11 protein-coding genes are annotated in these 14,428 nt (G+C 48.9%); 7 read left to right on the plus strand and 4 right to left on the minus strand.

Annotation, left to right across the window (positions count from 1 at the left end):
* The first annotated feature begins 28 nt into the window (after positions 1-28).
* Positions 29-1,177 carry a metallophosphoesterase gene (locus AB1757_27530; GenBank protein MEW6130812.1) on the plus strand — a complete coding sequence of 383 codons (1,149 nt, stop codon included), beginning with the start codon at positions 29-31 and terminating at the stop codon, positions 1,175-1,177.
* Positions 1,178-1,193: 16 nt separating this feature from the next.
* Positions 1,194-1,910 carry a cytochrome C gene (locus AB1757_27535; GenBank protein MEW6130813.1) on the plus strand — a complete coding sequence of 239 codons (717 nt, stop codon included), beginning with the start codon at positions 1,194-1,196 and terminating at the stop codon, positions 1,908-1,910.
* Between the two features lie 497 nt (positions 1,911-2,407).
* Here the strand turns inward: AB1757_27535 and AB1757_27540 are convergent, their stop codons facing one another.
* Positions 2,408-2,992 carry an XTP/dITP diphosphatase gene (locus tag AB1757_27540; GenBank protein MEW6130814.1) on the minus strand — a complete coding sequence of 195 codons (585 nt, stop codon included), beginning with the start codon at positions 2,990-2,992 and terminating at the stop codon, positions 2,408-2,410.
* Positions 2,993-3,490: 498 nt separating this feature from the next.
* Between AB1757_27540 and AB1757_27545 the strand changes: the two genes are divergently transcribed.
* The 4 genes from AB1757_27545 to AB1757_27560 all read left to right on the plus strand — a co-directional run bounded on the left by AB1757_27545 (position 3,491) and on the right by AB1757_27560 (position 9,850).
* A complete protein-coding gene (locus AB1757_27545) occupies positions 3,491-4,978 on the plus strand; it encodes a hypothetical protein (GenBank protein MEW6130815.1) in 1,488 nt (495 codons plus the stop codon).
* Positions 4,979-5,059: 81 nt separating this feature from the next.
* Complete coding sequence (gene aroB, locus AB1757_27550) at positions 5,060-6,154, plus strand: 3-dehydroquinate synthase (GenBank protein ID MEW6130816.1); 1,095 nt, start codon at positions 5,060-5,062, stop codon at positions 6,152-6,154.
* A 74-nt stretch (positions 6,155-6,228) separates the two neighbouring features.
* On the plus strand, positions 6,229-6,606 hold the full coding sequence (locus AB1757_27555; protein MEW6130817.1) for a hypothetical protein: 378 nt from the start codon (positions 6,229-6,231) through the stop codon (positions 6,604-6,606).
* Between the two features lie 154 nt (positions 6,607-6,760).
* The gene (locus AB1757_27560; protein MEW6130818.1) at positions 6,761-9,850 is read left to right on the plus strand and encodes a pitrilysin family protein; all 3,090 of its coding nucleotides are present in this window, start codon (positions 6,761-6,763) and stop codon (positions 9,848-9,850) included.
* A gap of 21 nt (positions 9,851-9,871) precedes the next feature.
* On the opposite strand, the gene AB1757_27565 is transcribed toward AB1757_27560, so the two are convergent.
* Positions 9,872-11,254, minus strand: a complete 1,383-nt coding sequence (locus AB1757_27565) for a sigma-54 dependent transcriptional regulator (GenBank protein ID MEW6130819.1) — start codon at positions 11,252-11,254, stop codon at positions 9,872-9,874.
* Positions 11,255-11,410: 156 nt separating this feature from the next.
* Positions 11,411-12,280, minus strand: coding sequence for a hypothetical protein (locus AB1757_27570; protein MEW6130820.1), 870 nt, complete (start codon positions 12,278-12,280; stop codon positions 11,411-11,413).
* Positions 12,281-12,523: 243 nt separating this feature from the next.
* On the opposite strand from AB1757_27570, the gene AB1757_27575 reads away from it, so the two are divergent.
* Positions 12,524-13,450 carry a lysophospholipid acyltransferase family protein gene (locus tag AB1757_27575; GenBank protein MEW6130821.1) on the plus strand — a complete coding sequence of 309 codons (927 nt, stop codon included), beginning with the start codon at positions 12,524-12,526 and terminating at the stop codon, positions 13,448-13,450.
* Between the two features lie 4 nt (positions 13,451-13,454).
* On the opposite strand, the gene AB1757_27580 is transcribed toward AB1757_27575, so the two are convergent.
* Positions 13,455-13,826: a phosphomannose isomerase type II C-terminal cupin domain gene (locus AB1757_27580; protein MEW6130822.1), complete on the minus strand. Its 372-nt coding sequence runs from the start codon at positions 13,824-13,826 to the stop codon at positions 13,455-13,457.
* Positions 13,827-14,428: the final 602 nt, after the last annotated feature.

A 14,428-nucleotide genomic window follows, 5' to 3' on the forward strand; every position in this document is an offset into this window, starting at 1 on the left:
GATCTCTTGCAAACTAAGGAGAAAAATTATGATTACTTTGAAATGGACGAAACGTCGAAAAGAATACCTGCGCGAGCGTGACCGGTGGTTTAAGGAACTGATGAGCGCGGGGCAGGTCGAACCGGGTCGGCGAAAATTTATGAAGATGGCAGCAAGCGCCGCAGGAGCGGCTGTAGGAGCCAGTTTCGTGCCACACTCATTTCAGATGGTCGATGTGGTGAATGCGGCAACCGGCGCGCAAAGCGGCGCGATTAAGCCGTTCAGTTTCGCTTATATTTCCGATTCGCACCTCTATGAAAAAAAACTGAATGAACGATTCGTGCGTCAGCTTGAACGCGCTGTCACGGATGTCAACGCGCTCGACCCGCAACCCGATTTCGTTTTGTACGGCGGCGACCTCGCGCAACTCGGACAGGCGAGCGAATTAAAACTCGGCGCGGAAATTCTCAAACAGCTCAAAGCGCCGATGAAGATAATGGTTGGCGAACACGACTGGTTTTTGGATATGGGCGATTTGTGGAAAGAGCTTTTCGGCGAGCCTTATTATTCATTCGAGCACAAAGGCGTTCACTTTATTACCTTGATGAGCGTCAATGAAAAAGATTTCTGGACGGCGAAAGGGTTGACGCCGATGCAGCGCATGCAGATTGTCGCGGGACTCGATGATGGTCGCCAGAGCCGTTTTGAAGTCGGTGAAGCGGGGCGCGAATGGCTCAAACGCGACCTGGCGAAAGTTCCCAAAACCACGCCGCTTGTCGTCTTTTCGCATTCGCCGCTTTACAAATATTATCGCGACTGGAATTTCTGGACAGACGACGCCGAGCAGGTGCAGGCGATTCTCCGTCCCTACAAATCGGTCACGGTGATTCACGGGCATACGCATCAGGTTTTATCCAATCGCATCGGCAACATTCATTTTCATGGAATGCTGGCGACCGCCTGGCCCTGGCCCTATGCGCCGACAGGCTTGCCGAAACTCACCGTGCAGATGAATCGTCCAGACCCGTTCAATCAAACCGAGGGGATGGGCGACGGGCAAGTCACGGTCAATCCGAGCGGCTACGTGGATATGCGTTACGATTTGTGGAATCGCAATCCGATGATGGTTTCCGAAAAATATCTGGCTTCAAACGGCACGCTGGATAAACCGGCAAAGACGACGCTGGAGTCCTATTAGAAAGGAGCGATGAACGATGAAAAGAAAATGGTTGAAGATGCTGATGCTGGTTGGCTTCATCGGCGCAGGCGTTATGTGCTACCAAGTCGCGCGAGCGCAGGAACCGAAACATCCGCCGGTGCCAGGCGATGGCAAAAATCTGGTCGTGCAACTTTGCGATGGCAAAACCTATATCAAGGTTCCGGGCGTTGCTGCTGACGGGCGCATGAACGCGGAGCAGGCGCAAGCCGTATCCAATCAATTGATGTCGATGTGGATGACCACGGTTGACAAAGCGACGGCTGAAGCCTGGGCGCGCGAAATTGCTGAGGCACAGGCTGCCGAAGCTAAAGGTAAAAAAGCAACTGCGAAAAAAAATGCGGAGGTTGCACAATCACCCAAAGAGCAGCCGGTTGATTTCAGCAATCGCGATAAGTTGATTTGGGAAAAAGAATTGACGCGGGAGATCGAATACGGCAATCAGATTTTTCATAGCGACCAGTTGATTGGCAGCGCCAACGGGGTTGCCTGTGCGATGTGTCATCCGAACGCATCGAATACCCATCCCGAAACCTATCCCAAATTTCAAATTCAGTTGAAAAAAGTAGCGTTGCTGCGCGATATGATTAACTGGTGTATTGAAAACCCGGCGCGCGGTCCGCGCCTGGCGGCTGATGACCCGAAGATGCGCGCCCTGGAAGCCTATATTATGGCGCAGCGCAAAGGGGTAGCGATGACTCCGGGCAAACACTGATTGATTTTAGCTCTCAGGAAATTGGAACCGCCAAGCCGTCAACAACACCAAATTATTTTGAGAACTTTTGGCGTTCTTGGCGGTTTGCGCTTGCTCTTTAAAATTAAAAAATCCAGGTTGACAGTGGCTCATTGCCCCTTTGGGGCAAAAGAAATTAGCCTGGGATGCAGCCACAGGTCAATGAGCCAGTTAAATCTCGCGCGCCCTGAAGGGGCGCAGGACGCTTGAGTTTCCTGCGCCCCTTCAGGGGCAATGGCATGAAGTTAGGCGGCGTGGATGTAATGCAGGTTGTCTAACCTGCGGCGGTCTTGGTCGAAGACCCCTTGAAATTTCGAGGACGGACTTTTCTAAATCGGCGCAGACTCGACCGTCTGCGCTACCGTTTTCCTTACCTTCATGCCATCGCCCTTCAGGGCGCGTGGGCGAGGCGTTCCTCACATCCCAGCGGCTGCACCGCTGGCTAATTTCCGCAGGGTTCAATGAACTGGCAACTTGGGTTAAAAAGTCGCTTTGAGCCACTCGGTCAGTTGTTGAAAGGCTTTGCCGCGATGACTGACCGCAGTCTTTTCTTCGTGTGTGAGTTGGGCAAACGTTTTTCCGAAAGGTTCATAGAAAAACAGCGGGTCGTAACCGAATCCGCCTGTGCCTCGCGGTTCTCTCGTGAGTCGTCCGCGCGCTGTGCCTGTAAAAATTTTTTCGCCGCCTTCCCAGACAAATGCCGCGACGCAAACGAATTCGGCTCCACGTTTTTCATCGGGCACATCTTTCATCTCTTCGAGCAATTTCAGATTGCGGTCAGGGTCGGTTGCGCCAACGCCGGCAAAGCGCGCCGAATAGACGCCGGGTGCGCCATTCAAGGCATCGACCGCAAGACCCGAATCATCGGCGATTGTTGGCATACCGGACAGGCGATGATAATAACGGGCTTTCAGTAATGCGTTTTCGGCAAAAGTTGAACCGGTTTCAAGGTCATCCTGAGTTTCTAAATCGTCTAAGCCAATGACTTCAAACCCTTCGTCACCGAGAATTTTTCTAAGTTCCCGAATCTTTCCTTCATTGGTTGTTGCCAGTAGTAGTCGCATCGAACCAAGTATAATCGGTCAAATTGAATAAGAAAAATTTTCCACAAACATATGTATTTTTTACACGCAATTTCTATCTATCCAAGTGTAGCGAATTGTGAACATGGAGTAACTTTGCCGAAAAATAAGGGATTCTACCCGAAACCGGTGCTGCCTTTTTTCTGGCACTGAGATTGCTCAGGATTAGATGGGGCAAGAGATACGGGTGATTCTCAAATCACTTCCTGTTCTCGATTCTTGGTTGCCGGGGTGAGGACGGCAACCGGAACCAAGGCGATGCAGTCATCCCACGCTGCATCGCCCATTTTTTTTGTCCGCATACTCTTTCGCTCACCTGAGCTTGAACTCATCCCAAGGTTATTTCGTCCAATCTGTACGAAAACAGTTTCCTTAACCAAGTTGTGCCGCTTGAATCAATTAATAGAATCGCCTTTATTTGAACAGATTTTTCGCTTACCTTGACACTCTGAACCTTGCGCCGATATTGTCTGACTCAGGATGCTGGAAGAATACAGGAGAGAATACACAGACTTTAATAATCAATTCATGCGCGAGTATTACCTGTTCCTCTCAGGTCAAAAGAGCGAACTGGAATTGACGCGGATTTACGAACGCTACAGCGATTTATTTACTGCCGATGCGATTAGTCGCCTGAAACAACTGCTCGATACGAGTTCGCCGGATTTTGAAACCCTACGCGCTTCGATTAATCACCTGTTGCAGTTTGCCACCGACCATTACCTCGAAAATGCCGCGAAAACCTTAACCGAAGAGGTCAGCCGATTTGAATCGCGTTCCAGCATCCAATGGCAGGGACGCGAGATTACTTTCCAGGGCGCAATGGTGGCAATCAAAACCGAAGGTGACCGCGATTTGCGGCGCGACCTTTATAAAAAACGCGCAGAATTAATCGCAGCCTCGAATGATTTGCGGGTCGAAAGAATTGCCAAACTACAGGGCGCAGCCCAAACCCTGGGGTTTACCAGTTACGCCAATCTTTATGAAACGCTTCGCAAAAAAGATTATTCGCAACTTGCCGGTGAAGTGCAGAACTTGCTCGATAAAACCGAAATCGTTTATGTTCAACGCCTCGACGAAGCCTTGCGCCAAACCCTCAACATTCGCATTGAAGACGCTGAACGGGTTGATGCGTTGTACTTTTTAAATTTGAGCGGATTTGACAGGCGGTTTCCTGCCGGTGAATTGTTGCGGGTTTATCAAGACACGATGGCAGGTTTAGGCATTCATATCGAGAGCCAGAAAAATGTTTTCATTGATGATGCGGAACGTCCGCGTAAAAGTCCGCGCGCGTTTTGCGCGCCGATTCGCGTGCCCGAAGAGATTAAACTGGTCATCCGTCCGGTTGGCGGGCAATCCGATTATCAGGCGATGCTACACGAAGGCGGGCATGCTCAACATTACGCCTGGGCATCTGCCGAGTTGAGTCCCGAATTTAAATACACCGGCGATTACGGACTCACGGAAACCTTTGCATTTCTCTTTGACCATCTGCCGCAGGAAAGCGCCTGGCTGGCGCAAACCCTCAATTTCCGCGACAGCAAAAACTACATTCATTCGTCGAAACTTTCGCGACTGTTGATGACCCGACGCTATGCCGGAAAATTAATTTATGAATACGAACTGCATTCATCGGGCGATTTCAATAAGGGGGCGAAGCTGTATGCCGAGCAACAAACTAACTCGACGAAATTCAACACGCCTGAAGTCGATTTTCTCACTGATATGGATGACAGTTTTTATTCGGCGAATTATCTGCGCGCCTGGGCGTTTGAAGTCATGTTGCGCGATTATCTAAAGACCAAATTTGATAATAAGTGGTGGACGTCGCGCCGCGCCGGAAATTTCCTGAAAGACATCTGGGACACCGGCGACCGTTTCGATGCCGATGAAATCGCTTCGCAAATCGGACTGGGGGCAATCAGTTTCGATATGTTGATTGACGAATTCAACCGCGAATTGCGCTAGCGATTTTTAATCGACCACGCTCTTGAGCGTTGGTAGTTTTCCAAACACGTAAACTTAAAGCTTGATTTCATCCCTTTACCAATGGCCAGAATAATCAAAGTCAGACTTGCAGAGCGCAGCTACGAAATAAATATCGCTGTCGGTTTATTGGATAAACTTGGCGACTTAACCCGCGCGGCAATCGGAGACAAAGAACGCAACCTCATCATCGTCAGTAATCCGACGGTGTACGCGCTGTATGGCAAACGAGTGGAGCGCGCGTTTAAACAGGCCGGTTTTCATACGCAAAAATTTTTAATGCCCGACGGCGAGCGTTTTAAAAGTCTGAAAACTGCCGAATCGCTTTATAAATTTTTAATTGAGCAGAGAGTCGAACGTTCGGACGTTATCGTCGCGCTGGGTGGCGGTGTGGTTGGCGACCTCGCGGGATTTGTCGCGGCAACCTATTTGCGCGGCATCAAATTCATTCAAATTCCGACCACCTTGATTGCCCAGATTGATAGTTCAATCGGCGGCAAAACCGGGGTCAATCACCAACTGGGTAAAAATCTCATCGGCGCTTTTCATCAACCCTCGCTCGTGGTTATCGATAGCCTGACCTTACGGACACTGCCACCGCGTGAAATTCAGGCGGGTTTACAGGAAGCCATCAAATACGGGGTCATCAAAGACCGCAAACTGTTTCACTTCATCGCAAAAAATATGCTGACATTCAAAAGCGGCGATGATGCGGCATTTGAACATTTGATTGCGCGTTCCTGTGAAATCAAAGCGCGGGTGGTTGAACGCGATGAACACGAAGGCAATTTGCGGCGCATTCTTAATTTCGGTCACACTGTGGGGCATGCGCTGGAAGCCGTTACCCATTATCGTCGCTTTCTGCATGGTGAAGCCGTTGGTCTGGGAATGCGCGCCGCCGCCCGCATTGCCGAACGCGCCGGTCTGCTTTCGCGAAAAGACGCTCAGGCAATCAATGATGCGGTTTTAAGTGTTGGTCAACTTCCTTCGACAAATACTCTTGCCCTTGATGCTATAATGGAGGCGATGCAACGCGATAAAAAAGCCGAAAGCGGACGCCTTGCTTTTGTGCTGCCGATTGCAATCGGTCGCGTGGTTATCAAATCCGATTTGCCCCTGCCATTAATTAAATCTGCAATCAAAGAGACACTTTTGTAGCCAGACCATTTTATTCAACCTCCATTTGTGTCGGGCGAGCTAACATATTGAGATTTGTGTTTGAGGAAACGATTATGAGCAATTTATCAAATGCCCGCGTCAATGAACGCGGCGCCGTCAGTATAAAAACCATTCTGGTGATGATGCTTTCAGCTCTCACGATTTTTTCGGTGCTTAAAATTACGCCGGTTTATATGGAACAGCGCCAGGTGGTATATGAAGTTGATGAGTTAGCCAACAAAGCTGCGGTGAGAAATTTGAAAGCTGATGAGGTTAAAAAAGCTGCTGAAAGCTTGCGCGCCAAATATGAGTTACCGGAAGGCAGCATCAACGTGATGAATGTCAGTGAAAATAAAACCCAGATCAATGTTTCGTATAACCGCGTCATTGATTTGTTGCTCACGAAATACAATTGGAAAGTCGATTATCTGGCAAACGGCAAATCGTTCTAGGTCACTCTGGTTTGCCATTCACCAGGCTTTGCTTACCGGACGCGACCGCGCAAAAGTGGTGACGGGCAAATCAGGACGGCGCAGACCGTGCATTGACTCTTTAATGAATGCGCTTCTATGATTTTAGAAAGTGTTTTCATTAAGGAGTAGCATCGTGCATCGTTTAATCTGCAAATCTTTCATCCTTTTATTCCTGTTTATTTCTTTCCTCTGTTCACAAACGCTGGCGCAAAGCGGCAGAGGTCGTCCGGTCAACCCGGCGCGCAATCCCGGCAATCCTGCTGCTACACCTGCGCAACCGGTCACCGTCCCGGAAGCCACTTCGGTTATTAAACAGGAACAACTTGCCAATACCGCACGATTCGTCTTGAAAAATGGCATCACGGTAATCATTCGTGAAGCCCACGCCTATCCGCTGGTGGCTGTTGAAGCGCGTTTCAAAACCGGCTTATTCAATGAACCCGAATCTGCCAAAGGCTTCTCCGCTCTGGTTGCGCGAATGATGTTTCGCGGCACGCAATTCAGAAAAGCCGAACAAATCCTGAGTGACACACGCGCCATTGGCATATTGATGAATGATGCTTCGGCTTATGAACACACGTCGATTAATCTGATTTCGCCGCAGAACAAAATTAAAGAAGCCCTGGCGATTCAAGCCGATTTGTTGCAAAACCCGTTATTTGCCGCCGAAGATTTAAGCCGCGAACTCGCTTTGAATGAAGATGTTTTCACAACCAGCTTGATTACCGCGCGTGAAAAGGCAGGCGCGTTTTTTGATGCCGCGACCAATGCACAATTGAAAAGTTTTAATCCTGAAAATTATTCAGTGTCGCGCTTGCTCAACTTGTCGCAAAATATTTCAAGCGGCAATTTTCAACTCAATCCGCAGATTACCCGCGAACAATTGCTTGAGTTTTATCAAAGCCATTTTCGCCCGGACAATTTAATCATCACAGTGGTCGGCGATGTCGTGACCTTCAATGTGCTGGTTGAAATTCAAAGGCTTTACGGCACCTTCAAAATTCAACCTGTAACTGCTGTTCAACCAACGCCGGCTACAACCACAACGACAAAAGGCAAGCCTGCGGCAACACAGGCGGCTTCTACCAAATCACAAGCACCGAAGCCCAGCACCGCAACCAATCCGTCCGCGAAACCAGGCGAAGCGGCAAATCAACCGAGCGCGCCAAGCCCTGCTAAACTTGATGCCAGCGGTTCGCAAACCTCAGCTCCGACAACCGCGCCAGCGCCGCCAACAGAAGCCTTGCGCTACGGCAATGAACGCGGCGACATCGGTCAATCAATTGTGAATGTCGGTTTTCAAGTAGCGGGTTTTAATACAAAAGAATGGGTGGCGATTGAATTGCTTAACGCGATCATGGCACAGGGCAGAGGTTCACGGCTGCACAGAAGTTTGGTTCAAGAACAAGCTCTGGCAAGCCATATTGAATCGAATTATTTGCCTTTCGCTGAAAAAGGATTTTTGTTTGTTCGGATGCTTGTGCCACCGAGTGGCATTGATAAAGCTGAAGCAACGTTGTTCAGAGAGTTGAATCTTTTGCGTCGCGAAATCCCTGCTGCAAGCGAAATGGCACGCGCCAAAATGCTTCTTGAAAAACGTTTCTTTGAAACGACAAACGACTATGCCACCCAAGCCGCATTGCTTGCCCACGCAGAAGCCGCGCAAGGCGGGATTCGCGCCCACCTCGATTATCTGAAAACGCTGCGCGCCGTCACCGCAGAAGATGTTCAGCGCATCGCTGCAAAATATCTGGCGCTGATAAACACGTCAGCCTATGAGTACGAATCGGGTTTTGCGCCGCCACGCAGTTTCGATGCAGCCAAGTTCAGTGAAACGGTTCTCGCCTGGGCACCGAGTTTTGCAGAACCGGTTGATGCCAAACAGGTGCGCTCAACAGCGGAATCCGCGAAAGCCACGGTGAACGCAACAGGAGTTGAGAAATCCGCAGACCAGTTGGGAGTTCTCGAATCCATGCAACCGCTGGAAGTTAAAAATTTCTCGACGCTTCACGGCCCGCAGGCTTACGTAAAAGAAAACCATACAAAACCCATTGTCAGCGTCGCGTTTTTATTTCAAGGCGGGCGTATGATTGAAGATGAAACCAACAGCGGCGTAACCGAATTGATGTTGCGTTCGATGCTTTATGGTTCGACCAAACGCCCGCAAACTGCCAGCCAACTGGAAGAGATGGGTGCGGAAATTGCAGTCATTAATGAAGCGGATTTTTATGGGTTGCAAGTCAATGTGCTTTCGCCCAATGCGGAAGCCGCTCTGCGAATGGTTCGTGAATTGATTGAAGACCCGGCGTTTGATGATGACTACATCAAAAAAGCCATCAATGAACAAATCGGCTTCATTCACAGAGACCGTAATGCGGCGATGATTCGCGCCGGAGAACTTTTTCAACAAGCTCTCTTTCCCAATCATACCTATGGTTTTCCTGCGCACGGACGCGAAGAGGTGGTCAGCAAATTGACCGGCGAATTTGTGCGCGAGTGGCACGCCCGCACCATCAAACGTCAGGTTCCGTTTATCATCATCGTTGGTGATACCAATGGCTCTTCGTTGATTACCAGTGAAATCGCTACAGGCTTTCGCCGCAATGAAACCGATAGCGCGCTCAAAGCCAGAGTAACGCAACCTGTAAAACCCGAAGAAAAAATTGTGGCGTCACGGTTATCACAGACCTATTTCACAATGGGCTTTCCCGCAGCCAAAGGCGATAGTGCAGATACGGTGGCGCTTGCACTGGTTGAAGCGTTAATGAATGGCAAGACCGGGCGGTTGATGGCTGAACTGAGAACCAGGCAAGGGCTGGTCAACCACGCTTTTCTTGATCATCAGGCGATGAAAATTACCGGCACGATTACCGCGCAATTTGTTTCGTCGGTTGAAAATGAATCTCGTGCCCGCGCCGTTTTGGTTGCCGAATTAGAAAAATTAACTAAAACCGCTTTGAGTGCGGATGAGTTAGCCAGTGCGAAAGCCATCGCCACAACCACGAATTTGCTCGCAGCACAATCCTATCGCTCAAACATTTTCGCTTATGCAAGAGCCGTCTGTTATCAAAAACCGGTTGCAGAAGTTGATATGTTGGAAGAGCGTTTAAATAAATCGACGGCAGATGAAGTGAAACGGATTTTTGCAGGTTATTTTAAACCGGCAACGTTGTGGACAGGCATTGTGCGCGGAACCCAATCACCAAAGCCCAATTCACAATAAATGCTTGAGTTTAGTTTAGCCCTATTCAAGACCTAACTCTTTAATACGAGTCAGCAACGTTTTATAACTGACGCCGAGTTTTTCCGAAGCGCGGGATTTGTTATAGCCGCATTCTTTGAGGGTCGCATCGATTTTACGCCGCTCAACCAGGCGTTGCGCGCGGTCACTCACTTCTGCAAGACTCCCGCGCATATCAAACCCTTCGAGCAAGCCATTGGTTTCCTGTGAAGAGTAATTAACCGGCGGTAAAAGATTGAGATCAGCCGAGCGAATTTCATTGCCTAATGCCAGAATGCAGGCGCGTTCGATACAATTTTCCAACTCGCGCACATTGCCCGGAAAATCATAATCTTCGAGCGCCAGAACCGCTTCCTGAGAAAGTTTCAACATCGGGCGGCGCATTTCGCGGCTATATTTTGCGGTGAAAAACTCTGCCAGTTCGCGGATGTCGGATTTGCGCTCGCGAAGCGCCGGGATGTGAACCGGAAAAACTGCCAGACGAAAATACAAATCTTCGCGAAATTGTTTGGACGCCACCATGGTTTTCAAGTCGCGGTTGGTCGCGGCAACCACGCGAACATCGACATCAATATCCGCGGAACCCCCAAGTCTTGTGATTTTTCTCTCTTCGAGAACGCGCAACAGTTTGGATTGCACAGCCGGAGCGATTTCGCTGATTTCATCGAGGAAAATCGTGCCGCGCGCTGCAAGTTCAAATTTGCCGACGCGCCGTTGATCGGCGCCGGTGTATGCGCCTTTTTCATGACCGAACAATTCATTTTCAATCAAGGTGTCGGGAATCGCCGCGCAGTTGATGGCGACGAATGGGCCATTGCGACGCGGGCTGAGATGATGCACGGCGCGGGCGAAAAGTTCTTTACCGGTTCCCGATTCGCCCATCAAAAATACCGTGGTCGGGGTAGCGGCGACCTGTTGAATTTCGCGCCCGACTTTTTGCATCGCCGGTGAATTGCCGATGATGCGCGGAAAGCCATAGCGGCGCGCATACTCTTCTTTCAACATCACATTTTCGGCGCGCATACGTGCCTGCTCAGTGGCGCGTTCGACAACTAACAGTAGATGACGACTATCCACAGGCTTTTGTAAAAATTCATAGGCACCCTCTTTCATAGCCTGCACGGCTTCATCGATGGTGCCGTAAGCGGTGAGCAAAATCACCGTATTGTCGGGGTCTGCGGACTTGGCGGCGCGTAAAACTTCAAGCCCATCAGCACGCGGCATCTTCAAATCGGTAATCACCAGATTGTAACGCGCATCATTTAATTTGCGGCGCGCTTCAGCGCCGTCACAAGCCTCTTCGACCGAGTAACCGGCGTTTTGCAGCGTCATGCTCATCATCTGTCGCAAACTTTCTTTATCTTCAACTAAAAGTATTTCTGCCATATCGAAACCAAAATAAAATTTTTATAAAATAGAAATGCTGCCGCGCTATCGAAATAAAAATTTCCGATAGCCAAATAGAGGCTTATAAAAAATATGAGCTTTTCGAGCGACAGGGAAAAGAAAGTTATTCAGGCAATCACGTCCTGAACCATTTATTTATTGCCTGAACACGCCGGGGTCAACGCCTGCGCGGCGGGCGTCGTCAAACAATTTACGCAAATCATCCTGAGCTTTTGCATAAGCAGTTCTAGCTTCTTCAAGTTTGGACTGCGCTTCAGCGCGGTCTTGGTCAAGTTGGCTGCCTGAGAATCTATCACGGTTGGGGTTCGTAAGCATTTCATTTAATGAGCGAATGCGGTTTTCGTACAAGAGCACGCGGCGTTCGGCATCCGCCATCGCGCGATTCAGGGATTCAAATTTCTGCCGATAATAACTGTCATTGATTTTGCCGTCTTTAGTGGTTGGTTTCGGTCCCGCCTCTTCTCGATAACCTTTTTCTCTTCCCTCTTCAAGCAAGCCTTTGAGCGCGGCTTCGGCTTGTCGGGCTTCGCCTCGCAATCTGGATACCTCTTTGCCGAGTTGATCCATCTGTTGGGCAAGCGTATTTCTATCCTTTGCCCCTTGACCGGAAACATTCATTTCATTGCGCAGTTGCGTGGTGCGAATTTCGCCCTCTTCGGCAGCGCGTTGTAACTCTTCCGCACGTTGGCGAGCTTCGCTAACCTGTTTGCGCCAGCTTAATTCTTCGGCGCTCTCTTTTGCTTCACCACCTTTTTGAGTGGTCGCCTCCCCGGGTTTTGCCGGTGCAGATGATTTGGAAGCCGTGGTTTTTGCTGGTTCACCGACTTTGTTTGCGCTCACTTCGACCGTCGGTTGACTCGGGCGGCTGACCCGCATCACGACATCATCAGTGGTCAGACGCGGCGTTTTTTTGCGCTCAGGTTGTTCTTGAGCAATCGCTATGGCTGTAAAAAATAAAATTGAAAAAAGCAATGCGAAAATGAATCGGCGACTTAAAGCTTTCATTTTGAACTCCGGTTGTGGGGAAGCAAACCTTCAGGCAGGGGCATTACAATCCTAGGCTAGAATAAAGCAAGCGCCAAGCAATCGCAAGAGTTAAGAAAATCGACCCCACCGCCATTAAAAAAGGTTTCGCCCATTCATGCGAGTCTTTGAACTGAAAGGAAATTTGATGGCTTTCAAATCCTTTGCCGCTCCAGCCCAATTGTGCGCTTTGACAGTGATAAAAGAGCGTGTTAGTTTGAGCGCGTGTCGAAAAAGAGAAGCGCCTTTCGCAATTGGCTTGAATACATTCCGGCTTACCTCCTCTTAAAGTTTTTAGGCGCGCTGCCGCGTCAAACGGCAATCAGCATCGGTCAAAAAACCGCTCGTTTGCTTTATCGGTTGAATAAAAAATTGCAATTCGTTGGCCACAGGAATTTGCAGATGGCAATGCCTGAACTCAATGCCTCTGAACGGGAAAAGATTTTGGCGGGTGTATGTGATAACTTGGGAAGGCTACTAGGTGAATTTTCACAATTTCCCAAATTGACCAGAGCGAATATTGGCGAACTTGTCATTTATGACGGATTGGAAAATTATTTGCAGGCGGCAGCCAAAGGCAAGGGGGTTTTATTGCTTACGGGTCATATCGGTGCCTGGGAACTTTGCGCCTTTGCCCACGGAATGTATGGATATCCGTTGCGGTTTTTGGTGCGACCTCTCGATAACCCATTGTTAGATAAATTAATCAGCAGTTATCGCGAGCTTGCGGACAATAGTGTTATTAATAAAAACAAATCGGTGCGCGATGTTTTAACCACGTTAAGACGCGGAAAGAATGTTGGATTGTTAATCGACATCAATACACTGTCCGACCAAGGGGTGTTTTGTGATTTCTTTGGCATTCCGGCATGTTCGACAACCGGGCTTGCCGTATTTGCTTTGCGGTCGGATGCGCCAGTCGTGCCGGGCTTTTTGAATTGGAATGAGAAATTAAAGAAACACGTGCTGCGATTTGAAGCGGAGATTCCCTTAATCAGAACGGGAGATTTCAAGGAAGAAGTTCAACTCAACACGGCGCGGTTTATGCGCGCCATCGAAGAACAGGTGCGACGTTTCCCCGAACAATGGTTGTGGATTCACAGACGCTGGCGGACACGTCCCGAAGGCAAATCGGATTTATACAGTCAATAAACAATCATCTTGCCTGTTTGAATTCCGGCGCGACACGATGGTAATCATCGTCATAGCGTTTAATATCATCTTCTCCGAGATAGGAACCACATTGCACTTCGATAAACACCAATTTTTCATTGCCTGGATTTGCTACACGATGCTTCGTCTGCACAGGAATTGAAATATCTTGATTGACTTTCAGGTGAATTTCCTTTTCATCAAGCGTAATCAAAGCTTCACCGCTGACGACCACCCAATGTTCACTGCGGTTTTCATGGGATTGCAAACTGAGACGCTGACCGGGTTTGACCTCAATGCGTTTCACTTTGAAGCCAACGCCTTCGTCCAGAACTTCGTACATTCCCCAAGGACGTTCATCTTTTTCTCTCGTCATAGCGTCTATTAGTTTACCGTAAAGCGTGCAGCAGTTTAATGCTTTTTTATCGGGATACCCGGTGCGGCAGGAATCGGATGCAATCAAATAAAAAAGGGATGGTCACCCATCCCCTTGTTCTCACACAGAGAACCCCCGTTTTATGTGGCGACGAAGAACTATCTCTTCTTGGCGCCTTTCTTAGCAGCAGCTTTCTTAGCAGGTGCCGCTTTCTTAGCAGGTGCTTTCTTAGCCGCAGCTTTCTTTGCAGTTGCCATAGCTTTCGCTTCTCCTTTCATAAGATTTTCTTAGCACACAAGATAGTGTGTTGATTCACGCCTTGTGTACTAGTACAAACAACATACAATATGTTGTTGTATATATTTACTTCGCTGGTTCTTGTCAACTTTTTTTTTAACAAAGCCCTGCAATAAACCGGCAGAATTCTATAAAACCTTAGAATTGGCTACAGGAGCCAGTTTCAGGGTTTTCCAGAACTCATCGTATTTTCCTCCCCTTAGAAATATTTCCGCGTTCCCTCGGAAAAGCGACAACATTTTCAAAAAATATCAAACCTTAGAACTGGCTCCTGTAGCCGGTTTCAAGGTGCGCACCTTGAAACC

Source organism: Acidobacteriota bacterium (assembly GCA_040754075.1).
Lineage (GTDB): Bacteria > Acidobacteriota > Blastocatellia > UBA7656 > UBA7656 > JBFMDH01.